We start from the raw sequence: 26,296 nt of genomic DNA on the forward strand, positions 1-26,296 counted from the left end.
ATTTGTTTTTTTCAAATCAAATATAGTTATTGAATGAGTCAACTTTTTAGAAGGAAAGTCTATTCGGATACAGATACTTCAACAGGACTTTTAAGAGTTTTAGGTGTATGGGACATCGTATTTTTTGGTATTGCGGCAATTATAGGAGCTGGGAGTTTCAGCAGTTTGGGAGAAGCCGTTTTCAGAGGTGGCCCGGGTGTGATCCTTCTCTATTTGATTTGCGGCTTTGCCTGTGGTTTCACCGCTTTATGTTATGCTGAATTTGCCAGCAGAATTCCTACAGCAGGATCTGCCTATACATATGCGTATGCCAGTTTCGGGGAATTAATTGCCTGGATCATCGGCTGGGCATTGATTATGGAATATTCTTTTGGAAATATTTACGTAGCTTTTTCATGGTCCGATTATTTCACCAGCTTTTTAAGCCGTCTTGGAATGCATATTCCTGATTACCTGACCTGCAGTTATACGGAAGCCAGCAAAGCCATCAGGAACGGTTCAGAAAATAAAGAATTAATCAATGCATGGAATACGGCTCCACTGATTGGAAGTCTTAAGTTTATTGTAGATGTTCCCGCTTTGGTCATCAATGGGTTAATTACATGGCTTTGTTATGTAGGAGTAAAGGAAAGTAAAAATTTCAATAATTCATTAGTTCTCTTAAAGCTAGGAGTAATCCTATTGGTTATCTTAGTTGGTTTCGCTTATATCAATACCGATAATTGGACACCAATAAGCCCTACAACAGGAACTCCATCCTTTATGCCTAATGGGTTTACAGGGGTTATGAGTGCCGTTTCAGGGGTTTTCTTTGCCTATATTGGTTTTGATGCCTTAAGTGTCCTTTCTGAAGAAACAAAGGATCCCCAAAAGACCTTACCAAAAGGGATGATTATCTCTCTGGTATTGTGTACCGTGATCTATATCGCCCTTACTCTGGTATTAACAGGGATGGTAGATTATAGAAAATTTGATGGTGTGGGAGACCCGCTTTCATTCATCTTTGAAAAAACAAATGCTAATGTAGCATGGATGGAACTGGTAGTTTCTTTCGTTGCGATTGTTGCCATCACTACTGTATTGTTGGTTTTCCAGATGGGGCAGCCAAGAATCTGGTACGCCATGAGCCGCGATGGATTGATGCCTCAGAAGTTCCTTACTATTCACCCAAAATATAAAACCCCATCTTTTGCAACGATCGTTACAGGGATTGTAGTAGGAATTCCTATCTTATTTACAGATAAAACCTTTATCCTTGATTTTACAAGTATAGGAACCATCTTCGCGTTTGTTCTGGTTTGTGCCGGAGTTTTAACACTTCCTGCTAAAGAAAAAATAAAAGGCAGATTCCACCTTCCTTATGTCAACGGTAAAATTATTTTCCCGGTTATTTTCATTGGTGGGCTGATCGCCTTCTACTATTGGCAACCTGAGTTTTTCCAAACATTGATGAATTGGAGTGATCCTAAAGACGGTGAGTTCAGAGCCTCTATTTTCTTCTTTATTTTGATTAACCTAATCTTATGTGTGGTTACTTTTATAAAGAATCTTTCTCTTATTCCATTAATAGGATTAAGCTCTTGCCTATACCTCCTTACCGGAATGAGCCATGAAAACTGGTTCTGGTTTGGAATGTGGTTCCTGATTGGAATGTTTATTTACTTCTTCTATGGTTATAAAAACAGTAAACTGGGAAAGGAGCTAAAGAATAGCTAAGACAATACATAAAATGTTAAAAAAGGCAAAATGGCAGGATAAGCTATTTTGCCTTTTTCTTTTTTATCCCTTTTTATAAAATCGGCAGTATTATTGCTGTAAATTCAACAGAAACAAAAAACTAATGCACGATGTCTGAAAGAATTAAAACATACAGAGAGTTTTATCAATTTTATCTTACGGAGCACAGTAAAACAGGAACCCGAATTTTTCACTTTATGGGTACACTGCTTATATTTGTTGTGATAGGATATGTTATCAGTTCAGGAAAGGAAAGATTTCTATGGTATATTCCCATTGTGGGATATGGATTTGCATGGTTTAGCCATGCCGTTATCGAAAAAAACAAGCCTGCTACTTTTAAGTATCCGTTATGGTCACTGATCTCAGATTTTAAACTTTTCTTTGAATTATTAATTGGAAAACAAAAGTTTAGAGAAACAAATAGTCCGGTATAAAAACCTTAATAGCATTCCTAATTCTGATTTCCAGATATTATTATTTTTAAACCATTAAGAAGAATTAAGATGATAAGGATATTAAGGTAAGCTTCAATTTAAGCAGTATGATCCCGTTAATTACCTATTAATGCTGTCTCTCATTCTGAATGTAACGGAGTGAAATGAAGAATCTCTTTTTAGCCCAGAGATTCCTCCTTCGTCGGAATGACAGAGAAGACCTTTTCACTGAAAAACGCTCAAAACTCAAGTTAATTTTCTTCAGGTGAGACTGAATTTTTCGAGGTGATTACTTTTCCAATTAAATATCCTAGAGAAGGAAGAATAAAGGATAATAATACTGGCAATACAAGGGAAAAACCAGTTCTTTCCAGTTTCATAATCAGCGGAAATAAATAGCCATTGTAGGCTACTAAAGCCAGAGTAAAAAGAAAGCTGTCCCCACCACTTGTTGAAAGAAGATTGAAATTATTTCCAAACTGGTCAAACAACCCGGACGTTGCAAAAAATACAACGTTTACAAAAAACATCCATAGCGCAGATCTGTACGTCATTTTTTGCTTTGCGTTAATGTATCCGGCAAGAATTAAAAAAAGCGACATAGTTGCAGAAATCGAATAATCTACAATGGTAATAACCTCTTCACTACTCCCCTTTCCAAAGAAATAAATGGCATACACCAATAAATTCAGGAGATAAATAACCGTAACATAATTCATAGGCTCATCTTAATATACAAATTCTACAATATCATAATGAATGGTATTTAATAGCTTTTCCAACTCAGGGTCTTTATCTTTAACCGGAACAGCAATATAACTTGAAAAAGTCATTGTTTTATCTTTATTTACAGTCACCACAACTTCTTCAAGAATATTTTTATCATCTGCATAAAACTGAATTCTGTTGTCTATGATCTTCCAGAAGGTAAGCCTTGGCTCCGATGGTATACAATCTCCCACTTTCCCTTCTATATAGTTATACACAGCAAAACCATCTTCCCGTATAGCATAGTTACGCATCAGTTGACAGTTGTCAAAGTCTTTAACCACCTTATTTTTTCCTTCGTAAAATCCGGATTCTTTTAACTTCCAAAATCCTATAACATCTTCTCTCTTAAGGCCCTGTGCACTTGCCAAAACACCAAAAACCAAAGCAGAAGAAAACAACAGCCTCTTCATTATTTTTTCTTCTTCTTTTTAATACCGGGGCTTTTAGGAGCTTTATCCATCTCTTCACCCACTTCAATAAGTCCCATAGACATCATGGAAGCCGGATCACCGTTCTTCTCGCCTTCTTTCCAAGTTTCAAATGCCTTTTCGCGAAGCCCTAAAAGGTGATAGTAAGCCCCCAGAACATTATAGCCTTCTGTCTCACCAAGATCTATTATTTTTTTGGAAAGCGCGATCAGCTCCGGATGAGGTTTTAGTTTTTTATCTTTAATTTTTTTCAGATCCCCGAAAAATCCGGGAGTATATTCCATCATCTTTAAACCAAATGCATTAAGACAAGCCTTAGCAAGCCCTTGGTTACAAAAATCTTCACTAATTTTGGTATAATCGTTGGTATTTGAAAACAGAGCATCCAATCCTGACATATTTTTAGTCTTATCATAGTATCCTGCCAGCAAAGCCGCTCTTTTCTGAGCTTCTACAGGATTTACTCTGTTATTAACTTCCGTACTGTCCTTTTTACGAATCCAGACTCCATTTTTCACCCAATCTGAAATACCGATTAACTTATTCTTTTTAATTTTAAAAACAAATACGTCTTTATCCGGAATAACCACCAAACTATCATTTCTGGTAAAGTAATAACTGCTCTTAAAACCATCCACTATTTTACCATTTCCATCAAAATTGAAACTCTTATAAAAGGTCTCATTTCCCTGCTCTTCAAAATAGCCTTGCAGCGCATTATCTACCTTTTGGGCGAATGCATTACCGGCTATAGCAACAACAGAAATTAATACTAATAATTTTTTCATCAATTCAAATTCTTTTTTTTCCTTCAAAATATAAACTCTAAAAAACTCAATCCTATTCCTTACGCTTAATCATAAAACTGAATACCATTCGGTGGTCTTTTTCTGCTTATAAATTATTGACTTCCAATATTTACAACCCCATATTTCATTACATTAAATATATTATCTCTCCTGACTTCATTAATTGGAGTCCTCAAATTAAATGATTAAAAAGCCAAAAAACAATACCGGAAATCCGCTAATTCTAGAAAATTTCGGCATAGTAATTGCCAGGTATGGTTTCAAAATTAAGTTTATGAAAAGTATAGCAACCATTCTAAAAGGGGCAGCCCCTGCATTAGCATTATTAGCAATGACGCAGTGTACAACAACGGCTGGAGTATCCGCTGGAGATGAAAAAACTTTCATCGTAGGATCACAAACAGCAGACTGTACAGGAGTAGCTCCTATGAAATGTTTGCAAGTAAAAGAAAAAGCTTCTGAAGGCTGGACAAATTTTTACACAAACATCGAAGGATTTACTTATGAACCAGGGTATGAATATGTTTTAAAAGTAAAAACAGAAAAAATTGCTAATCCACCAGCAGATGCTTCTTCAATAAAATATACATTGATAAAGCAAGTTTCTAAAACGAAAAAAGAGACTGCCGCAGCGGGTGAAAAAACACTTATCGTAGGAGCACAAACGGTAGACTGTTCTGCAGGAGCAGGTCACATGAAGTGCCTACAGGTAAAAGAAAATGCTTCTGAAAACTGGAGTAATTTCTACAGCAATATTGAAGGGTTCACTTACGAACCGGGTTACGAATATGTTTTAAAAGTAAAAACAGAAAAAATCGCTAATCCACCGGCAGATGCTTCTTCAATAAAATATACATTGGTAGAACAGGTTTCTAAAACCAAGAAATAAAATAAAAAGCTTCAGAAATTTCTGAAGCTTTTTATTTTTATGGCTGGGAGCCTGAAGCTGGATGCTGGAAGTTATATTAGAACGATATACCTCCAATAGTCTTATAAACTAATTAAAAAATCTTTACTTCCTCTTTTTACTACCAGAGCTCCCCTCTTCCAGCTTCCCTACTTCCATTCTTATTAATATCCTGATTCTTTTTGTGGTGGTTCAGGGTACTTTCCTTTGCTTGCTTCTCCTACTGTATTGGCTGTTGTCATTGCTACAACAAGATCATTCAGCATACTGCTGGCTGCCGTTGGGGAATTGGGAAGAAGAACAAGATTACTTCTGTTACTTGCTCCTATGGAATGCAGGGTATCGTAATGCTGTGTCACAACAATAAGAGCGGATGCTTCGTGAGAATTGATTTCTACATTGTTCAGCATTCTTACAGATTCTTCAAGTCCTTTTGCAATTTCTCTTCTTTGATCGGCGATCCCCTGCCCTTGTAACTTTTTCGATTCAGCTTCTGCTTTAGCAACAGCAACAATTCTGATTCTTTGTGCTTCGGATTCATATTCTGCAGCTGTTTTTTCTCTTTCTGCAGCATTAATTCTGTTCATGGCATGTTTTACCTGTTCATCCGGATCAATATCCGTTACCAATGCTTTGATGATATCATATCCGTAGCTGTTCATTGCTTCCTGAAGCTCACTTTTTACGGCTACCGCAATATCGTCTTTTCGCACAAAAACATCATCCAGCTTCATTTTAGGAACTTCAGCACGTACTACGTCAAATACAAAAGAAGTAATCTGATTTTCCGGATTTTCCAGACGGTAATAGGCATCTCCTACCTGGTTTCTGATGACCTGATACTGAACGGAAATCTTCATCTTGATGAATACGTTATCCAGTGTTTTGGTATCAATCATTACATCCAGCTGCTGAATTCTAAGGTTTAACCTTTTCGCGATCTGATCTATAATAGGCAGCTTCAAATGAAGCCCGGAATGCTTAACTCCCTGGAATTTTCCAAAACGTTCAATAATTACTGCCGTCTCCTGTTTAACCACAAAAAACGATGCAAATAAAATAATAAGCCCGAAAATAATAACGGGAGCCAGAAAAATACCCATAGTTTAGTTTTTAGTATTGATTCTTATAAAGATAGAAATAATATTTAAACTAGGGAGAATTTATAAGGCTGGAAGCTTGATGCTGGAAGACCGAAGTTATTGAGATGTGAAAAGTAACTTCCAGCCCCCTTTCTTCCAGCTTCCAGACTTTTAGAATTATACAGTCATTCCGATATCAATTCCTTTAATTTTTCTATAAAGATCGGTGGCATAGTTATCGGTCATTCCGGAAACAAAATCTATGATTCCTAATACTTTTTGATAATCTGTCCCATTTTCATAGACAAACTGTCTTGGAAGTAATTTTAAAGCTTTTTTATCATAAGATTTTCTCTCATCCTCCGGTTTCAGAATGGAAGGAATGAAATGATCCAATAATTCATACATTACATTGTATCCTGCGTTCTCAATTTCAACTACAGCTTTATGATTGTAAATCTTTTCGATAGAGAATGATTCTATATCCTGTAAAGCATTGTTTTCTTTTTTATAGATATCAAGTAAACCGTTATCAAGATTTCCCTCAAGGATTGTTTCAAAGTTATATTTATACATCTCAATCGATTTATTGATCAAGGCATTGATTACTTTCGCCCTTAAGTAGGAAATTTGCTCGTTTTCATTAGAGATAGAACTTAACTTTGTCTCAATTCTTTTAACATCGTCAGTCTCGGATTTTACCAATTCGAAAAATAAATTCTTACAATCTGCAGTGGATACGATTCCCAATCTGTGGGCATCCTCCATATCAATAATGTTATAGCAGATATCATCAGCAGCTTCTACCAGCCATACAAAAGGGTGTCTTTTGAAGATATACGGTTCTTCGCTTTCGGAAATAAGTTGGGTTCCTTTTGCAATTTCAAGGAAGATCTCTTTTTCATTCTGGAAAAACCCGAATTTTTTACGGTGGATAATTCCTTTTTTCTTCGCTACGGCTTCACAAGGGTATTTTGCAATACTCGCCAAGGTAGAAAATGTAAGCTGGATTCCTCCCGCATCTTTTCCCTGCTGTTGCTGAGCCAATACTCGGATGGCATTGGCGTTTCCTTCAAAATTAACCAGATCTGCCCATTCTTTTTCATTGAACTTGGGCTTCAGGTCTTTTTCGTTTCTTTCAAAATAGCTGGCAATAGCATCTTCTCCTGAATGTCCGAAAGCCGGATTTCCCACATCATGACAAAGACATGCCGCAGCAATTACATTTCCTAAATTATATAGATAAAAATTCTTTGAATCTTCAGTAAGTTCATTTTTATAGTCCTCAGCAATAAATTCACCGATAATACTACCTAAACTTCTTCCCACAGATGATACTTCCAGAGAATGTGTCAGCCTGTTATGAACAAAAACACTTCCGGGAAGGGGGAAAACCTGAGTTTTATTCTGTAGTCTTCTGAATGCAGAAGAGAAGATAATTCTGTCGAAATCCCTTTGAAAATCAGTTCTTGAAGCTTTAGTATTTGGATTGTTTCCTGTACGTTGATTGGTGAAAATCTGGTTTAAATTCATCATTTTTCAAAATTACTCCAAATTTTAATTGTATGGAATAGTATTTAGAGATTTCTTAGGCAGACATAATCATTCAAAAAATCTATTGCTCTCAGAGTTTTTTCCGTTAGTGAATACGGATAAAACATCCTACATTTGGTAAAATAAAACTCCGTAAAACTATAAAATGAAAGACAGCACATGGCTTGACAAATGGAATGAAAGATACACCCAAGAAGAGTTCGTATATGGAACAGCACCCAATAATTATCTGGAAGAACAGCTCAAAAAGTTAAATCCCGGCACCATTCTGTTTCCGGCTGATGGTGAAGGAAGAAATTCTATTTATGCTGCATTACATGGCTGGAAGGTTTCATCTTTTGATATTAGTGAACAAGGCAGACAAAAAGCTTTACAATTGGCAGAGCAGAACAATGTAACCATTGATTATCAGGTTGGTGAACTTCAGACATTAGGCTATCATGAACAGCAGTTTGATGTAATTGCTCTCATCTACGCTCATTTTCCGGCAGACATTAAATCATCTCTACATCAAATGCTGGATCAGTATCTTCGCAAAGGTGGATTTATTATTTTCGAAGCTTTCAGTAAAAAGCATCTTGATTATGTCACGAAAAATGAAAAAGTAGGCGGACCAAGAGATATTGAGTCTTTATTTTCTATGGAAGAAATTAAAGCGGATTTCCCTAATTACTCTATTATGGAACTTCAAGAGGTAGAAATTGAGCTTCAGGAAGGTTTATTTCACAACGGAACGGGTTCTGTGATCCGTTTTGTGGGACAAAAACAATAGAGATATTAACAAGTTTTGTCATTCTGTAAGAATCTATATTATTAAAATAGGTTATTGAGATTTTTACGGAATGACAACTGGACCGAATATATTTTTATTTTAAGTTTCGGCTAAAGCCGGATGAATTGTTATTTATTTGTTTTGAGCGGGCTAAAGCCCACTCCTATTGATATTGATATGCATATGGGCAATAGATGTTTAATAACTATATCATTCATCACTCATGAAAATCAATCAGTCCCTAAAAGTCCATCTGTATATTTTGTAAAGAATTCCGCCTTATATACTTCTCCGATAGGAATTTCGGCTTCTTCAATGTATATATTATGGTTATCAAATGAATCAATATAGTCGGCATTCACTACATACGACTTGCTTACTCTGATAAAATTCTCTCCGGAAACTTTCTGATGAATTGTCTTCAGATTCATTGCTGTAATAAGCTTCTGCTGTCTGGTATGAATCACTACATAATCTTTCAGCCCTTCTATAAATTTAATATCTGAGAAACTAATCTTATAAAATCTTCGGTCAGCTTTAATGAATAAAAAATCGGAAGTGTTAGATTCTATGGTATTCTTTATGGTATTATTAGATAAAAGTTCGGTGTATAAGATGGCTTTATTGATAGCTTTTTCAAGCCTCTGCGGATCAATTGGTTTCAAAAGATAGTCTACCGCTTCCAGTTCATAGCTTTTCAAAGCATATTGAGAATAAGCTGTAGTAAAAATAATCAGAGATTTTTTGGGAAGCATTTCTGCAAATTCCAATCCTGTCACCATAGGCATTTCAATATCCAGAAAAATAAGATCTACATCATTATCTTTAAGGAAATCCAATGCAGAGGGAGCATTAGAAAATTCGCCTAAAACATCAATCTTTGAGGTTTCACTAATGAGCGAACGCATTTCTGCTCTTGCCAGAGGCTCATCATCAACTATAATACAATTCATTATATCGGAATTTTTAAATGGATAGTATATTCTTTAGGTTCAGAATTTATTTTCAGATCGAAAGTATCACCATAAAGGAGTTCTAATCTTCTGGTGATATTGGCCAGCCCCAAGCCGCTATTCTTTTTATCTGTAATAAGATAGTCCGGATTCCGGGAATTGATACATTTAAAATAGAGGCTTTGACCTTCAATACGAATGTTTATTTTCACATACGATTCTTTACCACTGATATCAACACTATGTTTTACTGCATTTTCTACAAAAGTCGTAAACAGGTTTGGGGGAATAAATGTTGTGTTAATTGTTCGGTTGTCAGCTTCTGTCTGAATATCAAAAGTAAAATTTTCACGCCGTATTTTTTCAAGATTTAAAAAATTGGACAGAAAATCTATTTCTGAGGTTAGTAAGGTTTTTTCAGCACTGTTTTCATAAAGCTGATATCTGAGAAACTCTGAAAGCTTTACAATTACTACTGAAGCTTTTGCAGGATCTGTTCTGATGAGCGCTTTTACATTATTCAGCATATTGAAAAGAAAGTGAGGGTTGATCTGGTTTCTAAGCTCGTTCAGTTCCATTTGCATGGTCAGATTACTCAGCTCATTGATTCTTTGATTATCCTTAATCCATTTCTGCAACAGCTTAACTGTAGTGGTGGTAAAAATAATAGGAATACACATCAATACTCCTTCATAAACACTTCCTTTTTCTGTCTCTCTGGGAATGTTTTCAACCCTGAAATCCGCAAAAACCGATCTGAAGCCAAACCCTATAATATTAATCCCTATTACTCCCATTATGATAAGAAGTAGCAGATAGGCAATATATCGTGTGTTAAAGAAAAACCTCGGCACCAGAATATAAATATTAATGTAGACCATGGTAATCAGTATCGAATACACAAAGAGCAATACATACAGCTGATGTACTCCTGAAAACCCCTGCCAGAATCTGGCACTGTACAGCCAAAGAAAAAATGATATGAGAAACAACAGGTGTCTGGCATATTTGTAACGATTTTCTACCAGAAAATCCATTGCGAGTGTTTCTTTAAATTGCCATAGCCTATATTTCATATTTTGGGGTTAATATATAATACAAAAATAGGTAATCCCTTAACTTATGCCTATAATATTATACAAAACCCAACTTTTATTATACCAATTATACATTCTACCTGATCGAATTTCGTATAAAATACCAGCGGTTTTGTATAAAAATAAATTTATGCATCGGTATTCTGTCTTTCTTTGCCTTGTTTAATTAATGCATATGGAATTAGCCGTTTTTCAGGAATTTACTGAAGAGATCACATCAGAATGTTTTTTTATGACAGAATCCCAACAGGAAGAAAAGGTAATACAACTCATCGATCTTCATCACTTTATAGAATGTTTTGATCCTAATATCAAAATCCTCAACTACCTCCAACATTCTATTAATATTATAGAACAAAAGGGAATAAAAAAAGGAATTCTGTTTTACAATCTGAAAAATTCATTTTTCGTAGACTGCAATACCTCCGAAGAGTTTAAAAGAAGACATGAACTGGCTGAGCTTTGGTTTGTATTTGTGGAAGAAGACACGGTAATCAACACCACTCATCACACAGACTTTATTATTGAAAACAGTCTGGAAATTTTTTATGATAACATTTTTCTGTTTCAGTTTTTCCAGCCTGACATACGGAAATTAAAATGAGTAATAATGAGTAATGACTAGTGCTATGAAATATTGGTGATAAATGGTTTTAAGCACCTTCATCAGATATTAATGAGTGCCCATTTTTGAAAATACATTAATTACAATGACTCCGATAATAATCAGTGCAATTCCAATAATGGCAGGCAGATCCGGGACCTGCTTGAATGCCACCACCCCAATTATGGTAATGAAAACGATTCCAACTCCAGACCAGATAGCATATGTAATCCCCACTGGAATCTGACGAAGGCTCAGACTTAAAAAATAAAAAGCGCAGGCATATCCTATTACCGTAACCACAGAGGGCCACAGCTTGGAAAACTCTTCTGATTTTTTCAGAAAGGTTGTGGCTATAATTTCAAATACAATGGCCAAAGCCAGAAAAAGATAACTGCGTCCCATACAATATTATTTATGCAAAAGTAACAAAACCTCTTTCCTCTTCCCAAAAAAAACGACTCTATAACTTCTCCATTCATCCTTTTTAGCATACTCTTCAAATCCTGCCACCGTGACACACGAGACCTCTATTTTCCATTATGTCATCAAAAAGCTGTTATAGAATCTGACAGCTCATAAAAATTTTCGGTACAAAAATCACTGAGAAAAATAAATTTTCTTAACATAAAAATTGGTTTCACGCTGAAATTTCATACCCCCACCTATCCCTTCATAACAGTATTATGCATCGCATTATTTATTGTTTGTTTTATCAAGTCCAATATATAAGTCTGCAAACGGTTAACATTTTTACATTTTTTTAAAGACAGAACAATAAATGTATTAATAAATTCACAATAACACATTAACAAAATGTAAACAAAAAATTTCTTAAATTTTAATAAAAACCATTATAACACACTGATATACATCATAGTGATTTACTTTGGCACGTGATTTGAAAGCTGTAATATTGCAATTGAAAGATTGATAAAAAAAAGTCAAATAATTAAAAATAATACAAAATGGTAACTTATATCGGTATCGCAACATGTTTAGTAGTATTCTCATCATATTTCATGACAGTAAGAAGAGAAAGAAACTAATCATTGAAATCAAGAAGCCTATAGCAAAACTATACTAATTATATTGTTTTATGTTTTTACTCTGAGAAATCAGATCGCTCTTTTACCAATGGGGTAAAAGGGCCCAAAAACATAAACAAAAAGATCTTAGTTTCATAACAAATTTTAATATCCAAATGATAAATCCGAGCATTAGTTCGGATTTATTTTTGTTTATATGAGCTAGATTCCCATATCTTTAAAACGTAAAGTCCTGATAATGCTCGCACCTTATTTTAGGGAGCAAAGAAAGCGACTATATCGTTGATGAAGCTAAATGAATAAAACTTTGCATTAAAATTCAATCACATTTATTCAAAATAACATTCTATTGACAGTTCTTCTCCCCCTCTTCATCTAAACCATATTCATTCATCACTCATTTCGTTCTCTGGCCTAGCCATTTATTCCCATTCAGGATTCCCTACTTCATTCAATAAAGCATTATCTTTGTTATATTCAAGAACCATTAATAGTCATCATGAATCTGTACAACCTTATTATCCAGGATAAAGAACAAGTAAGCCTTAACGATGTATTTCTCAATAAAAGCAACAGAGATCAGCTTGTACAGCTTATCAAAGAACATACATACAGCAAAGAACTTCAGGAATATGGACTTCCGGTGAATCATAAGATCCTTCTTCAGGGAAGCTCAGGATGCGGAAAAACAATGACAGCAAAAGCCATTGCCAATGCTCTTGGAAAAAGCATTATCATTCTCAATTTAAGCAATATTGTTTCCTCCAGAATTGGCGAAACTTCCCAGAATATTAAAATGATTTTTGATAAGGCAGCCAGAGAAAGATCTGTTCTTTTCCTTGATGAACTGGATCAGATCGGAAAAGCAAGAGGAAGCGATGATAAGGATGTTGGTGAAATGAGAAGGCTAGTAAATACTTTACTTCAACTTATTGATTATTATCCGGAAAATGCACTTTTACTGTGTGCTACCAATCATCCGGAGATTATTGATACTGCTCTTCTGAGACGTTTTCAGCTTAGGATCAATTACGAAATGCCTTCTGCCGAATTTCTGGATACTTTCTATGACAATGTATTAAGTCGATTTCCGGAGGATATGAGAACGATTGAAAGGAAGTACTCCATTTCTTTTGCGGAAGCCAAAGACCATGCGTTAACAGCCGTAAAAACAGCTTTAATCCAGAAGCTGGAAGCCAAAAAAACTATTCAATTATGAAAGAAGATATTCTTCACAACCTGAAAATCATCAACACCCGGATTCAAAATGCCTGCGAAAAGGCAGGAAGAAATCCTGATGAGGTTAAACTTTTACTGGCCACCAAAACGGTTTCTGCAGAACGCATTAAAATCGCCCTAGAAAATGGACAAACCTTAATTGCAGAAAATAAAGTGCAGGAATTGAAGGAGAAATATGAAGATCTGAAAATAATCCCCCATAATAATCATTTTATTGGCCATCTTCAGACCAATAAAATTAAAGATATTTTAAAATATGATGTTACCTGTGTTCAGTCGCTGGATCGTTTAGAACTGGCAGAAAAACTACACCAAAGACTTTTTGCAGAGAACAGAACTCTTGAAGTTTTAATTCAGGTAAATACCTCCAATGAAGAAAGCAAATTTGGAGCATCTCCAAATGATACTATAGAATTAACCCGGAAGCTTTCCCAATTCCCTACATTAAAAATAAAAGGTTTAATGACTATCGGTTTATTCAGTGCAGAAACTGAAAAAGTAAGGTCCTGTTTTAAAATCCTGAAAAATCTCCAACAGGACATCATCCGTGAAAATATTCCCAACGTAGAAATGAATGAGCTTTCTATGGGAATGAGCGGAGACCTTGAAACAGCCATAGAAGAAGGCACCACCATTGTTCGTGTTGGAACGGCTGTATTTGGTGCAAGAATCTATCCGGACAGCTATTATTGGGATGAAGGAAACAATAATGAAAATTAAGAATGATAAAGTATGTTCTATACATTTGAGATAAAGATAAAAGAAGGAAAGACTTCAAAAAATGTTACTGATGCCGTGTGTGATTCATTCATTGAAAGAGAAATGAATAATATCGATATTCAAGGCAACAACGTAACAGGAAAAGATGATTTTATAAAACTGGACTTTTCAAATAGATATCCCATTACCATATCTCCCGTTAAAGAACATTTTATTTATGATGAAGATACAAGAACATTAATCTACAAGATCGGTGCATTTTACCCAATTCTGTTCAATTTGGTCTATTCTGGTTTCCTTTTTCTTATCCTACATTTTTTTGTTCAACATTCGATTATAGAAATTGTTGTACCTAGTATATTTTTCATCCTGATAACAATCGTAGGATACATTCAATATCAAATTGTTATGGATAAAATCTCAAGAAAAATAAATGAAAACTGAATATCACAACTATTAAAAATCATTTTTATTTAGTCCACAAAATCGGTATACTTTTTGATTATAAAATATTCATAACCAAACAAATGCAATTATGATTAGAAAATTACTATCGAGCTGTCTGTTACTGACAGTATTATTCTTTTATTCATGTGAAAAAGAAAACACACAGATGAAAAGTGGAATCTCCATTGAAACCATTTCAATGATCACCGTACTTACTATGGGCGTAGCTATTTTGGTGGCTTACAGCTATAAGAGAAGATAATAAAATAAATATAACACAAAGAGCCTCTCAATTTTTGGGAGGTTTTTTTATTTAGTTTGGCCCTAAATAAAGTTACATTAAAGTACTCTGCTATTGGGATTGCTTAGCTTTCTTCTCAATAAAAATCCTAACACTAACGCTCCGCAAAGTCTCCTGACTTTGTGGAATTAAAATAAATCTCAATACAAATCCTTCATACAGTAAAAAATTTTATTAAGTACATTTGATAAAAACCAAATATGAAAGAAGGATACATCATCAGAGATCAGGAAAGACCTCATTTTCTAACGTGCACAATTGTTGATTGGATAGATATTTTTTCAAGAAAAACATATCGTGATATTATTATAGAATGCTTAGAATTTTGTATTAAAAATAAAGGAATGGTTCTTTATGGTTATGTGATCATGAGTAACCATTTACATTTTATTGTACAATCAAAAGAAGGAAAACTTTCTGATCTGATCAGGGATTTCAAAAAATTTACAGCCAAACAAATATTAGAAAAACTACAAACAGAATCAGAAAGTCGGAAAGACTGAATTTTAGAGCGCTTTGCCAAAGCTACTGAAACTCATTCAAGGAATAAAAATTTTCAGGTTTGGCAATATGGAAATCATGCTGAAGAAATTTTCAGTTTAAAATTTATGTGGAATAAATTAAACTATATCCATCTTAATCCGGTTCGTTCAGGAATTGTTACAAAAGCCAATCAATACATTTATTCTTCGGCAAGTAATTATTCTGATGGAAAAGGAATAATTAACCACATTGAAGTTGCTGAAAATCCTATAGTAAATACGCATAAGAACTCTGAATTTTGGAAATTTAATAATTATAATGATAAATAGATCGCTCAAAGTCAGAAGACTTTGCACAGCTATTAGGCTTTTTATTTAGTTTGGTTACAGATAAAATTGCGGAAAAGCATTCAATTTTGAGATTGCTTCGCTTTGCTCGCAATGACAATAAAAACAAAAATCCCTCTCATTACTGAAAGGGATTTGTTATATCTAGAAAAAATTCTGATTACATATAAGCTTCAATTGGCTCACAAGTACATACTAAGTTTCTGTCTCCGTAAGCTTCGTCTACTCTTGATACGGAAGCGAAGAATTTGTGGTCTCTTACCCACTCTAGTGGATAAGCTGCCTTTTCTCTGCTGTATGGTTTATCCCAAGAATCAGAGATTACCAATTGTTCTGTGTGAGGAGCATTTTTCAATACGTTGTTTACCGGATCAGCCTGTCCGTTAGCAATCTCATCAATTTCATGTTTGATCGCAATTAAAGCTTCTGCAAAACGATCAATTTCAGATTTGCTTTCAGATTCTGTAGGCTCAATCATTAATGTTCCTGCTACTGGGAAAGATACGGTAGGAGCATGGAATCCGTAATCCATTAATCTCTTCGCCACATCAGCTACCTCAATTCCTAAAGATTTGAACTGACGGAAATCTACGATACACTCGTGAGCTACTCTTCCATTTTCGTTTGAATACAAGATTGGGAAATGCTCAGCTAAAATTTCTTTAAGGTAGTTAGCATTCATAATCGCATGACCTGTAGCTTTTTTCAAGCCATCTGTTCCTAACATCTTGATATAAGCGTAAGAAATGTTTAGGATCAATCCTGAACCGTAAGGTGCTGCAGAAATACCATCGATTGCTTCTTTAGTTCCGATTTTAATGTTCGCGTTAGAAGGAAGGAATGGTACTAAGTGTTTAGCCACACAAATTGGACCTACTCCAGGACCTCCACCTCCGTGAGGAATCGCAAAAGTCTTGTGAAGGTTTAGGTGACAAACGTCTGCTCCGATGTTTCCTGGACTTGTAAATCCTACCTGAGCGTTCATGTTCGCACCATCCATGTACACCTGTCCTCCGTGCTCGTGGATCAAGTTTGTAATTTCTTTAATGTTAGCATCAAAGAATCCGTAAGTAGACGGATATGTAATCATTACAGCAGATAAGTTTGCTGAATGTAATTCTGTTTTAGCTTTTAGATCTTCGAAGTCGATTTCCCCGTTTTCAAGGTTTTTCACAACTACGATTTTCATTCCTGCCATAGCAGCAGAAGCCGGGTTTGTTCCGTGTGCAGACTGAGGAATCAATACTACATTTCTGTGGTGGTCTCCTCTTGAAATATGGTATTCTCTGATGACCATTAATCCTGCATATTCTCCCTGAGCTCCAGAGTTTGGCTGTAATGAAGTTCCCGCGAAACCAGTGATTGTTGCAAGATCTTTTTCAAGCTCTGCAATCATTTGCTGATATCCTCCTGCCTGGTCTACCGGTACAAATGGGTGTACACTCCCCCAATCTGCCCATGAAAGCGGCAACATTTCAGTAGCTGCGTTCAGTTTCATCGTACAAGATCCTAAAGAAATCATTGAGTGCGTTAATGATAAATCTTTTCTCTCAAGACGTTTGATATAACGCATCAATTCTGTTTCCGTATGGTATTTGTTGAATACTTCTTCTGTAAGAATCTGACCCTTTCTAAGGTTTTCTTCAGGAATACTGTATCCTTCTTTGATTTCTAATTTGAAAGTCTGCTTATCTTTGAACTGAGCGAAAGAAGCCATCAGATAGTTTAATTTCTCTAATGTAGTACTTTCGTTGATCGCAATACTTACAACCCCTTCTGTGAAGTAGTTAAGGTTAAGCCTGTGATCCTGCATCATTCTCATCAGTCTTCCTTTTTCTTCTTCAGGCATCGTGATTTTTACTGTATCAAAGATTGGCTCTTCTACTACCTGATATCCTAATGCTGCAAGACCTCCTTTTAAAGCATTTGCTTTAAAGTGGATTTGATCAGCAATATAGTTCAATCCTTTTGGACCATGGTAAACAGCATACATACCAGCCATTACTGCTAAAAGAACCTGAGCAGTACAGATATTGGAAGTTGCCTTCTCTCTCTTGATGTGCTGTTCTCTTGTCTGTAATGCCATTCTTAATGCACGCTTCCCATACATATCCTGAGAAACTCCAATGATCCTTCCAGGAATATCTCTCTTATATTCTTCTCTACAAGCAAAGAATGCTGCGTGAGGACCTCCGTATCCCAATGGAATACCAAATCTTTGTGAAGTTCCTACTGCACAGTCAGCACCCATTTCAGCCGGTGATTTCAATTTCACCAATGCCATTGGATCACAAGCTACAGCTACCTGAAGGTCTAATTTTTTATATTCTGCAATGTTCTCAGTATAATCCAGAACGATTCCGTTTTTACCAGGATATTGTAATAAAACACCATAATAAGATGCATCAAATGCATGGGTTTTATGGTCTCCTACAACAACTTCAATTCCTAATCCTTCCGCCTTGGTTTTCAACACAGAGATTGTTTGAGGCAATACAAGGTCAGAGATAAAGAATTTATTCGCTTCCCCTTTCTTCTGATCTTTAGTTCTGTTATTAAAGAACATGTGCATTGCTTCAGCAGCCGCAGTAGATTCATCCAATAAAGAAGCATTAGCAAGACCAAAACCTGTAAGATCACACACTACAGTCTGGAAATTAAGAAGAGCTTCTAATCTTCCTTGTGCAATTTCAGCCTGATACGGAGTATATGCAGTATACCAGCTAGGATTTTCAAAGATATTTCTCTGAATAGCTGATGGCAAAAGTGTATTGTGGTATCCGAAACCGATATAACTTGTATAATCAGTGTTTTTTGATGCCAAGTCCTTAGAGTGGTTTAGCATTTCGTATTCCGAAAGTGCATCTGAGATCTCAAGATCTTTTTCTAAACGGATAGAAGAAGGAATGGTCTGAGAAATTAACTCTTCAATACTAGAAACGCCAAGTTTTTCCAACATCGCCTGTTTATCGGCTTCATTTAGGGAAATGTGACGGCTCACAAACTGTTCTGTATTCATTTTTATTTATTAGATTTTGTTTGTAAAAAGATGGGTAAAATTACAATTTTTTACACGATTGTACAACAGCTAAAATTCCTGATAAGTCAAACAAATATCCATTCATTCCATCACCGTTCACGTTTAATAAACATCTGTTAAAATTTAACTTATTTAAAACAAAAAATACATTGATTTTATAAATATCAATCAACAATACTCAGTATTTATTGCTAATAAAAAAGAAATAATCAAGTTTAAAATACTACGATATTTTCAATTCAATTAAAAATATTATAAAAATCATTTTTCAAATAATTTTGTAGCTTCACTTCACATTAAAGAGAATAAAACTCAATAAAAAAATAAAAACACATCCATTTTCATTATCCATCAACAAAAAACTAATACCCCTAAAACAACAATATCTATGAGAGAATAATTAAAACCTACCAATAAAAGACACAATTCACGATGAAGAATGCGTATGCTAGATTTGTTCCCTTACTATTTTCAGCTTTGATCTCCTGTACAAAAGTTTCTGCTCAGGTTACCCTCATTACCCTCAAAAGGGAAAATCAGAGAGAATGGGATCTCTATACCAAAGGCCTTATACAAACTGATTTTATGCTTGACTTTCAGAATATGAAAGTTAAAGACGGCTTTATTGCCCACTCCATAGAAATTCCTCAACACAATAGCGTCAACACTAATTTCAGCATAAAACAGTCACAAATAGGCTTAGGGATAAAACAAAAAACAGAAAATGGTTTATCAGTTTATGCAGAGATCGACTTCTATGGACCAAAAGGAACTACTGCACCCCGCCTCAGACATGCATATCTCCAATGGAATAAATGGCTTATTGGGCAGACCTGGAGTAACTTTTCCGATCTCGAAATTGTTCCGGGTATATTTGATTTTGTTCCTCCTAATGGTATGATCTTTACCCGAAGAATCCAACTTCGCTATACAACTCCTCTTTCCGCAAAAGAAATTTTGTCGATATCCATGGAAGATCTCAATATTCCCAGCATCACCCTTCCTGCCGATTCTCTTGGCTGGAAAAAAAGAGCTATAATCCCTACAATTACAACCCTATACCGATATGGAAGTGAAAAGAGCTATATTAAAATTGGAGGTATTCTGACTCCTATCAGCTATGATACCAGATCTACTTTGCAGGACTCATATAAAACCAGGACCATAATGGGCTGGGGAGCTTTGGTTTCGGGCAAACTTTATCTTAACAACAATAATATTGTAAGTGTTCAAAGTTCTTTTGGAAAGGGTTTTGAGACGAATAACTCTAATTTAAACGAAGAAAAATATGATGCAGTACCTGATCCGAATAATGGAAATCGACTAAAAACATTACCAATGTTCAATCTTACTGGAGTTTATGAGCATTGGTGGAGTCCTAAATGGTACTCTACAGCTTTTATCAGCTATTCAAGCCTAGGAAATGAAGATTTTATTTCTAAAGATATGACAAAAAACTTTCAACATATTGGAATGAATATCGCTTTTCATCCTTATAAAAAAATGAGAATAGGTATAGAAGGCAGCTATGGAAGAAGGCATAATTTTGCCAACTTAGAGGCTCAGGCCTGGAGAATTCAATGGTCTACTTCAGTGAGTTTTTAGGGGGATTGAGAAGCAAAGCGCTAAGGCAAATATTCTATTCATCAGGTTTAAAGAATTTTATGAAATTTTATTAATTATATTTATTCTAAATTAATATATTTGCACCATGAATATGATTATCCCGTTTAAAGTTCCGCCTTTGGCTCCTGTATATGCATTCAACAATGAAGAAATGTTCTGTGAAAAGAAATCTTGCTGCAAGAAATTCAAGAAGGGGAAAAGATGTAAAAAGTGCCCAGGAAGGAAGAAAATGGCTTAAATAATTTCCCTTATCAGGAAATATAAAGCAACTGCCAAGATAATAACTCCCCAAAACAGCATAATAATTTTAGGCTGCCCCCTTTTATTCATCACTGTTCTAGGTTGTGGCTTAAACATTTCATCCACTGTGTTTTTGAATTTCTCAGTATCGTTTTCAAAAACCTCCGTGATCGTAATTCCCTGAACTACGGTTTTATGCAATAGAGAGTTTGTTGCATGAAGCAATAACTGGAATTTCCCGTCTTTAAATTCTGTGATCTTAAAGATCCTTTCTCCATAAGGTTTCTCAAGCCCAAAAGGTAAAACCTTCACAACATCAGCATTACTTGTCTGCCAGCTGATGATAATCTCCTCTCCTTTTTTCGCGTGAATTTTATTGGCTGTAAAAGTCTTTATTACAGGAGGAATATTATATCTGAAACTTCTTTGATGGCTTTCTAAATTCTGGTCATAAGACTTCCTTCTTGCAGAGTCACTCAATGTTTCATACGCTTCCTGAATTTCACGAAAACGGTCTGCAAAAAAATCATCATTATCATTTTTATCAGGATGATACTTTAGGGATAGCTTGCGATATGCTTTTTTGATGTCTTCATCTGAAGCATCCTGAGATATGCCGAGAAAATAGTAGTAGTCTTTCATTGAGCAATACAAAAATAAGGATTTATTTTTTTTTGCTTTGGGTTTATGGTAAAATAACCTCAACTTTAAAGTACCATCAGATTGTTGGAAAACGCAATGGTGCAAAGGAATTGACAAACGGTATGTTTTAAGGCGCAAAGTTTTTATCTGCAATAAAATTATATGCATCTTTAATTTGCGAAAAATATGCGTAATCATTTTCTAAAATTGATTTGGTTTCCCTATGCTTTTAACCAGTTACTTACCATAAATCCATTCTTTTGTAGGAATAATCCATGCATCAAGAGCTTTGAACAAAAATCCATGATTAAGTCCTGTATTAAGCTCAATCTCTTTATAATCTTTTATATTCGATCTGATGAATCGCTGCTCCTGAGATAAAGGAACATGGCCATCATCTGATTTTTCTGTAATGGAAAGTATTTTTCCATAAAGCCTGAAATCCGGATCTTTCTCCAAAGAATCATCTTTAAAACTAGACCCAATAAATACAAATTTCAGTTCCGGATTTTTTTGATAATAGGAAATATATTGTGCAATATACCCACCTTGAGATGTTCCGACAACCGCAATATCTTCAGACTTAATTCCTTTTCTTATCAGACGATCAATCTGTTTCTTTATTTTTAAAGCATATGCTGCCGGATCAGTATTGGGTTTCCTCTTTTCAAAAAGAATAATATTACTACTGTCTTTCAATTGATGAAGAACTTTTTCATACTCCACAATACCATATTTAGGATGCGCTTCATCAAGCCTATGCTCTTCCAGAAATTTATTATGCAAAAAGAAAATATATTGTTTCTGCTTTAATTTAGATTTCTGCCCATGCACAATGATAGAGAAAACAGTAAGTATGATAATAAAAATATTCTTTGAAGCCATTATAATGTTCACTTTAAACAGAAAAGCAAATTTAGTATTTAATAATCAGATTTTCTAAACATTCAGAGCAGCACCCCTCTATTGGAAGATTTAAAATAAAAAATTCGGGCTCGGGAAGCTTTGCTTCCCGAGCCCGAATTAAACAATTTCAATTTAGTATTTTACTTTTTATGCTTCACAGGTATTATCCTTTCTGCAGCATCTTGAACTGAATTCTTTTTTGAATTTACCTTTCAATTCCTGATATTCTTTATCATTCATTTCTCTGATCTTATCGGCTAATCCGAAAGGGGATTTTTCTTTGATACCGTATTCATCAAAAATACCTCTGATAAATCTTTTTCTTTGTGCTGCTTTTTTAGCGATTAAGGCTACACCTACTACGGCTAATGCTCCAAGAGCTCCTTTTAATGCTGAATTTTTCATTTTTTCAAAATTTTAAATTTTACTACTTCTTGTTTTTTATAGAGACGAATGAATTTTAATTTTACTTTACTACTTCTTTAAAATTTTTAAATTATTCGTTATTTCTGTTGAAGAATCCTCCGGAACATCTGTTTCTCCAGGCTTCTTTAAATTTTTCTTTCTCTTCAGGCGATAGTCCTTCCATTTTCTCTCTCATTTTTCGTTCTTTGAAGTCTCTCATTCCTTTTCCAAAATGAAAACCTCCGAAAAGAATTTTACTTAGGATCAGGATTCCCATCGCCTGCCAGAATGTTATAGATTTTACCCCTAAAATTTCCGGAAGCAGGCAATTCCAAAGCAACATTACAATCCATGTAACGGCTAAGAGAATTAATGGCGGACATAACAATAAAAAAATCCAGCCTTTTTTGTGTTTATGATTCATAATTTCTTTTTCTAGCTTTTTAAATCTTCGTATAATTTTCTCAATCTGTTTCTCAAATGCTTCACAGCATAATTTTTTCTACTGATGATAGTCTTAATGTTCTCTCCCTGTTCATCGGCGATCTCTTGGAGGGTTTTGTCGTTGAGTTCGTTTTCTACATAGACCAGCCTTTGTTTTTCGGGGAGTTCATCAAGTGCTTCAAACAGTTTTTTCCAGATCTCATCCTGAAACATCTTCACTTCAGGGCCGGCGCTTTCATCCATCAATAAAATATCTTTGATGGAAAAACTTCCGTCTTCGTCCTCATAGACGAAATCTTCAAGATTTTCTGTTTTCTTTTTACGATAACGGTCTGTAATTTTATTCGCCGTTACCCTGTACAGCCAGCCTCCTACATTCACAATCTCAGAAAGATTGGTAAGACTGCTGAACTGAAACCACACTTCCTGCAGAATATCTTCCGCATCCTCCGTGTTTTTCACTTTGGGACGAATATAAGACATCAACTTTCCTCCGTAGTTGGAAACGGTCTGTGAGATGATGCTTTCTTTGTCCTTCTGTGGCATTGTTATTTTTTCGACAACCTCCATATTGCTATGACGGCTATCCTTTTGGTTTTACTTTAATAAATTTAAAATATTTTTCCGGAATTCCGGTTTTTCTTTTATTCATCGGAATTTTAAATTATGGTTGATAAGTGATCAATAATGCCAGTTAAGATTATTGATGATGAGATTCCACGCTTCACTCCGTTATCCTCTGAATGAAAAAATGAGGTCATGTCTTCCATTCATCTGTGAAAGAAACAATAATTCATAAAGTTAAACATCTGCGTTATCTGTGAAATCTACGGGAAACATTTAGATTCCACGTTACACTCCTGAACCTTGTTCGCAGACCTCTCGTCGGTGCTCTGAATAACAAAAGCAATTAGTGATTCATCTAATTATGGAAAAACAGATTTTATCGTGATAAAAGCAACTTGTAGATAAATTACAGAATCAAATATCTGCACGATCTGTAAAATCTATGAGAAAAATATATCCATCATTCAATTTTATCACAGATAAAATCCTTGCGCCTTAAAACATACAGTTTGTCAATCCTCTTTGCACCCTTGCGTTTTCCAACCTCAACATTTAATTTCTATAGAGATTGCTTCGCTTTAACCGCAATGACAAAAAAGAAACGGAAGATATCATATCCTCCGTTTCCAAAATTATAAAATTATCGGTTTATTTTTTATTGAAATTCTCAGCAAAGAATCCTAGCATTGATTTATACAATTCGATTCTGTTAGGCTCTTTTCCGAATCCGTGCCCTTCGTCATATTTTACCATATAAGGCACTTCGAATCCTTTGGCACGCATCGCCTTTACAATCTGATCAGATTCATTGATGTTTACTCTAGGGTCATTGGCACCCTGTACCACAAATAATGGTTTCTTGATCTTGTCTATTTGGAAAACCGGAGATACTTCTTTAGCAATTTTTGCTTCTTCAGGATTATCAAGATCATACCAGATTTGTTTTACCATTTCTTTATAAGGCTTCCAGTATTCCGGGAAGGAAGAAAAGAAGGTGAAAATATTGGAAACTCCTACATAATCTACTCCACAGGCATATAGATCGGGAGTCTTAATTAATCCCATCAAGGTTGCATATCCACCGTGACTTCCACCGTAAATTGCTATTTTATCTTTGTCTATCCATCCCTGGCTGATAGCATATTTTACTCCATCTTCTACATCATCCATGGCTTTTCTTCCAATCTGCTTATATCCAGCCTTTTGGAATTCTTTTCCATACCCCCCTGAAATTCTGAAATTCACCTGAAGTGTCGCATATCCTCTACTTGCAAACAATTGAGTTTCCGGATTGAATCCCCAATGATCTCTGATTCCCTGCGGACCACCATGAGGATTTACAATCAGAGGAACTTTTTTCCCTTCCAATGCTGCTTTAGGAAGTGTAATATATCCACGAATGGTTAATCCATCTCTGCTTTTGAATTCAATAGGCCTCATTTCAGCCATATCTTCTTCTTTCAGCTGTGGCATCAGATTATAAAGAAGCTTTGTCTGTTTGGTTTTGGTATCATACTCATAGTAAGTTCCGTATAATTTATCGCTTCCTACTACCACCAAAAGTTTATCATTATTATCGTCTGATGAAACAATACCAAATTCTTTATCTCCAAACTGGGCTTTTAATTGATCATCAATTTCTTTATAAAATTTACTTACCGGAACTGTTTCTCCTTTTAAACCTTCATAACTGATATAATCCAGTTCATAATTTCTGTTCTTACCTGCTACACTTATGGAGCTTACATCATACACAGGGTTAGCATACACTTCTTTGATAACAGCATTTTTCTTCAGATCATACAAGACAATTCTGGCTTTATCACTATCCAGATTAGTCACTACATATGCTTCATCTTTATTCTTAGAGTTATCATTAAACCTGATAATACTGAAAGTGTCTGACCAGTCTGCGGATTTCAGAAGATTGAATTTCCCAGTCTGCAAATCTTTGTAATAGGTTTTAGTAGTCAATCCGTTTTCAAGAATACTATAGCCTCTTAAATTACCGTCTTTATCAAAAATATACCCATCAATAGGGCTGTTGACATCTTTATTTTCGTACAGCTGAGTCATTTCACCCGTAACAAAATTGATTTTAAACGGTTCGAAGATCTGCTTATTGTTTTTGTTCATTGTAACCACAACGAAATCAGTATCTTTTATGGGATTAATCTCTCCCAACGTAATTCCGTCAAATGGTGTCAGATCCTTAAGATTTGTTCCGTCTACATCGGCAGCATACAAGTGGATATTCTCATTTCCGCCTTTATCCTGTGTATAGAATAAACGACTTTTATTCAGCCAGCCATAGGCTTTTATCAGATCGTCTTTTTCAACAATGGCTTTGGTAATTTTCCCCGTATTGAGCTCTTTAACGTACACATGGTTTTTACGGTCCTTATCTTTTTCCTTATAAGAAAGGTATTTTCCATCAGGAGAAATTTTAAATGCTGATGCTTTTGGCCTTGCAAAATAGTCTTCCACTTTATATTTGAAGTTTCCTTTATCGTAAGACACCAGTTTTTCAAGATTGGCTTTGGTAGACGGAAGTGTTGGATCTCCCGGAAGTTTAGCCGCGGAATTTTGTGCGTTTATCATAATAGCAGAAAGTACAATATAGGCTGTACCGAAAATTTTGGAATTTAGATTCATAACTTACGTTTTTAAAGTTAAAAAACAGAGTACC

28 protein-coding genes are annotated in these 26,296 nt (G+C 35.1%); 13 read left to right on the forward strand and 15 right to left on the reverse strand.

What is annotated here, in order from left to right; all coding sequences use genetic code 11:
• The first annotated feature begins 33 nt into the window (after positions 1–33).
• Together CHSO_RS15855 and CHSO_RS15860 are read left to right on the forward strand one after the other, a co-directional pair.
• Positions 34–1,716 carry an APC family permease gene (locus tag CHSO_RS15855; protein ID WP_045497993.1) on the forward strand — a complete coding sequence of 561 codons (1,683 nt, stop codon included), beginning with the start codon at positions 34–36 and terminating at the stop codon, positions 1,714–1,716.
• 131 nt (positions 1,717–1,847) lie between these two features.
• A complete protein-coding gene (locus tag CHSO_RS15860; protein ID WP_045497996.1) occupies positions 1,848–2,174 on the forward strand; it encodes a DUF962 domain-containing protein in 327 nt (108 codons plus the stop codon).
• A 251-nt stretch (positions 2,175–2,425) separates the two neighbouring features.
• Here the strand turns inward: CHSO_RS15860 and CHSO_RS15865 are convergent, their stop codons facing one another.
• Genes CHSO_RS15865 through CHSO_RS15875 form a run of 3 tightly spaced genes read right to left on the reverse strand, consistent with a single transcriptional unit; the run spans position 2,426 to position 4,161 of the window.
• On the reverse strand, positions 2,426–2,893 hold the full coding sequence (locus tag CHSO_RS15865; protein ID WP_045497999.1) for a hypothetical protein: 468 nt from the start codon (positions 2,891–2,893) through the stop codon (positions 2,426–2,428).
• 9 nt (positions 2,894–2,902) lie between these two features.
• Positions 2,903–3,355: a lipocalin family protein gene (locus tag CHSO_RS15870; RefSeq protein ID WP_045498002.1), complete on the reverse strand. Its 453-nt coding sequence runs from the start codon at positions 3,353–3,355 to the stop codon at positions 2,903–2,905.
• A complete protein-coding gene (locus tag CHSO_RS15875; protein WP_045502679.1) occupies positions 3,355–4,161 on the reverse strand; it encodes a hypothetical protein in 807 nt (268 codons plus the stop codon). The genes CHSO_RS15870 and CHSO_RS15875 overlap by 1 nt, the downstream gene beginning before the upstream one ends.
• A 295-nt stretch (positions 4,162–4,456) precedes the next feature.
• Here CHSO_RS15875 and CHSO_RS26295 point away from each other — a divergent pair, with 295 nt between their 5' ends.
• Positions 4,457–5,071, forward strand: coding sequence for a DUF4377 domain-containing protein (locus CHSO_RS26295; protein WP_232509080.1), 615 nt, complete (start codon positions 4,457–4,459; stop codon positions 5,069–5,071).
• 182 nt (positions 5,072–5,253) lie between these two features.
• On the opposite strand, the gene CHSO_RS15890 is transcribed toward CHSO_RS26295, so the two are convergent.
• Together CHSO_RS15890 and CHSO_RS15895 are read right to left on the reverse strand one after the other, a co-directional pair.
• Positions 5,254–6,192, reverse strand: a complete 939-nt coding sequence (locus tag CHSO_RS15890; protein WP_045498014.1) for an SPFH domain-containing protein — start codon at positions 6,190–6,192, stop codon at positions 5,254–5,256.
• Between the two features lie 156 nt (positions 6,193–6,348).
• Positions 6,349–7,704 carry a deoxyguanosinetriphosphate triphosphohydrolase gene (locus CHSO_RS15895; RefSeq protein ID WP_045502686.1) on the reverse strand — a complete coding sequence of 452 codons (1,356 nt, stop codon included), beginning with the start codon at positions 7,702–7,704 and terminating at the stop codon, positions 6,349–6,351.
• Between the two features lie 166 nt (positions 7,705–7,870).
• Here CHSO_RS15895 and CHSO_RS15900 point away from each other — a divergent pair, with 166 nt between their 5' ends.
• Positions 7,871–8,497: a class I SAM-dependent methyltransferase gene (locus CHSO_RS15900; protein WP_045498018.1), complete on the forward strand. Its 627-nt coding sequence runs from the start codon at positions 7,871–7,873 to the stop codon at positions 8,495–8,497.
• 230 nt (positions 8,498–8,727) lie between these two features.
• Here CHSO_RS15900 and CHSO_RS15905 read toward each other — a convergent pair whose 3' ends face one another.
• Both CHSO_RS15905 and CHSO_RS15910 read right to left on the reverse strand, forming a co-directional pair.
• The gene (locus CHSO_RS15905) at positions 8,728–9,450 is read right to left on the reverse strand and encodes a LytR/AlgR family response regulator transcription factor (RefSeq protein ID WP_045498021.1); all 723 of its coding nucleotides are present in this window, start codon (positions 9,448–9,450) and stop codon (positions 8,728–8,730) included.
• A complete protein-coding gene (locus tag CHSO_RS15910) occupies positions 9,450–10,526 on the reverse strand; it encodes a sensor histidine kinase (RefSeq protein WP_045498022.1) in 1,077 nt (358 codons plus the stop codon). The genes CHSO_RS15905 and CHSO_RS15910 overlap by 1 nt, the downstream gene beginning before the upstream one ends.
• 196 nt (positions 10,527–10,722) lie before the next feature.
• Here CHSO_RS15910 and CHSO_RS15915 point away from each other — a divergent pair, with 196 nt between their 5' ends.
• A complete protein-coding gene (locus CHSO_RS15915; protein WP_045502690.1) occupies positions 10,723–11,151 on the forward strand; it encodes a hypothetical protein in 429 nt (142 codons plus the stop codon).
• Between the two features lie 69 nt (positions 11,152–11,220).
• On the opposite strand, the gene CHSO_RS15920 is transcribed toward CHSO_RS15915, so the two are convergent.
• The gene (locus tag CHSO_RS15920) at positions 11,221–11,556 is read right to left on the reverse strand and encodes a DMT family transporter (RefSeq protein WP_045498024.1); all 336 of its coding nucleotides are present in this window, start codon (positions 11,554–11,556) and stop codon (positions 11,221–11,223) included.
• A 1,143-nt stretch (positions 11,557–12,699) separates the two neighbouring features.
• Here CHSO_RS15920 and CHSO_RS15925 point away from each other — a divergent pair.
• The 6 genes from CHSO_RS15925 (at position 12,700) to CHSO_RS26535 (ending at position 15,719) form a co-directional block, all read left to right on the forward strand.
• Positions 12,700–13,419 (forward strand): AAA family ATPase, encoded by a 720-nt coding sequence (locus CHSO_RS15925; RefSeq protein ID WP_045498026.1) that lies wholly within the window; start codon positions 12,700–12,702, stop codon positions 13,417–13,419.
• Positions 13,416–14,159 carry a YggS family pyridoxal phosphate-dependent enzyme gene (locus CHSO_RS15930; RefSeq protein ID WP_045498029.1) on the forward strand — a complete coding sequence of 248 codons (744 nt, stop codon included), beginning with the start codon at positions 13,416–13,418 and terminating at the stop codon, positions 14,157–14,159. The genes CHSO_RS15925 and CHSO_RS15930 overlap by 4 nt, the downstream gene beginning before the upstream one ends.
• 12 nt (positions 14,160–14,171) lie before the next feature.
• On the forward strand, positions 14,172–14,603 hold the full coding sequence (locus tag CHSO_RS15935; protein ID WP_045498031.1) for a hypothetical protein: 432 nt from the start codon (positions 14,172–14,174) through the stop codon (positions 14,601–14,603).
• Between the two features lie 91 nt (positions 14,604–14,694).
• A complete protein-coding gene (locus CHSO_RS25995; RefSeq protein ID WP_165852266.1) occupies positions 14,695–14,868 on the forward strand; it encodes a hypothetical protein in 174 nt (57 codons plus the stop codon).
• A 239-nt stretch (positions 14,869–15,107) separates the two neighbouring features.
• Positions 15,108–15,410: a transposase gene (locus CHSO_RS26530; protein WP_316932447.1), complete on the forward strand. Its 303-nt coding sequence runs from the start codon at positions 15,108–15,110 to the stop codon at positions 15,408–15,410.
• Positions 15,411–15,515: 105 nt separating this feature from the next.
• Positions 15,516–15,719, forward strand: coding sequence for a hypothetical protein (locus CHSO_RS26535; RefSeq protein ID WP_316932448.1), 204 nt, complete (start codon positions 15,516–15,518; stop codon positions 15,717–15,719).
• Between the two features lie 178 nt (positions 15,720–15,897).
• On the opposite strand, the gene gcvP is transcribed toward CHSO_RS26535, so the two are convergent.
• Positions 15,898–18,756, reverse strand: coding sequence for an aminomethyl-transferring glycine dehydrogenase (gene gcvP / locus CHSO_RS15945; protein ID WP_045498034.1), 2,859 nt, complete (start codon positions 18,754–18,756; stop codon positions 15,898–15,900).
• A gap of 453 nt (positions 18,757–19,209) precedes the next feature.
• On the opposite strand from gcvP, the gene CHSO_RS15950 reads away from it, so the two are divergent.
• Together CHSO_RS15950 and CHSO_RS26000 are read left to right on the forward strand one after the other, a co-directional pair.
• Positions 19,210–20,382 (forward strand): DcaP family trimeric outer membrane transporter, encoded by a 1,173-nt coding sequence (locus CHSO_RS15950; protein WP_045498046.1) that lies wholly within the window; start codon positions 19,210–19,212, stop codon positions 20,380–20,382.
• Between the two features lie 106 nt (positions 20,383–20,488).
• Positions 20,489–20,641, forward strand: a complete 153-nt coding sequence (locus tag CHSO_RS26000; protein ID WP_171817656.1) for a hypothetical protein — start codon at positions 20,489–20,491, stop codon at positions 20,639–20,641.
• Here CHSO_RS26000 and CHSO_RS15955 read toward each other — a convergent pair.
• The 6 genes from CHSO_RS15955 to CHSO_RS15980 all read right to left on the reverse strand — a co-directional run bounded on the left by CHSO_RS15955 (position 20,638) and on the right by CHSO_RS15980 (position 26,262).
• Positions 20,638–21,285 carry a J domain-containing protein gene (locus tag CHSO_RS15955; protein WP_045498049.1) on the reverse strand — a complete coding sequence of 216 codons (648 nt, stop codon included), beginning with the start codon at positions 21,283–21,285 and terminating at the stop codon, positions 20,638–20,640. The two genes, CHSO_RS26000 and CHSO_RS15955, sit on opposite strands and share 4 nt — an antisense overlap.
• 237 nt (positions 21,286–21,522) lie before the next feature.
• Complete coding sequence (locus CHSO_RS15960; RefSeq protein WP_045498052.1) at positions 21,523–22,170, reverse strand: hypothetical protein; 648 nt, start codon at positions 22,168–22,170, stop codon at positions 21,523–21,525.
• Positions 22,171–22,338: 168 nt separating this feature from the next.
• Positions 22,339–22,596: a hypothetical protein gene (locus tag CHSO_RS15965; RefSeq protein ID WP_045498055.1), complete on the reverse strand. Its 258-nt coding sequence runs from the start codon at positions 22,594–22,596 to the stop codon at positions 22,339–22,341.
• A gap of 91 nt (positions 22,597–22,687) precedes the next feature.
• A complete protein-coding gene (locus CHSO_RS15970; protein WP_045498058.1) occupies positions 22,688–23,020 on the reverse strand; it encodes a hypothetical protein in 333 nt (110 codons plus the stop codon).
• Between the two features lie 11 nt (positions 23,021–23,031).
• The gene (locus CHSO_RS15975) at positions 23,032–23,586 is read right to left on the reverse strand and encodes an RNA polymerase sigma factor (RefSeq protein ID WP_171817657.1); all 555 of its coding nucleotides are present in this window, start codon (positions 23,584–23,586) and stop codon (positions 23,032–23,034) included.
• A 669-nt stretch (positions 23,587–24,255) separates the two neighbouring features.
• Positions 24,256–26,262, reverse strand: a complete 2,007-nt coding sequence (locus CHSO_RS15980; RefSeq protein ID WP_045498064.1) for an alpha/beta hydrolase family protein — start codon at positions 26,260–26,262, stop codon at positions 24,256–24,258.
• Positions 26,263–26,296: the final 34 nt, after the last annotated feature.

This window comes from Chryseobacterium sp. StRB126, assembly GCF_000829375.1.
In the GTDB taxonomy this organism is placed as follows: Bacteria; Bacteroidota; Bacteroidia; order Flavobacteriales; family Weeksellaceae; genus Chryseobacterium.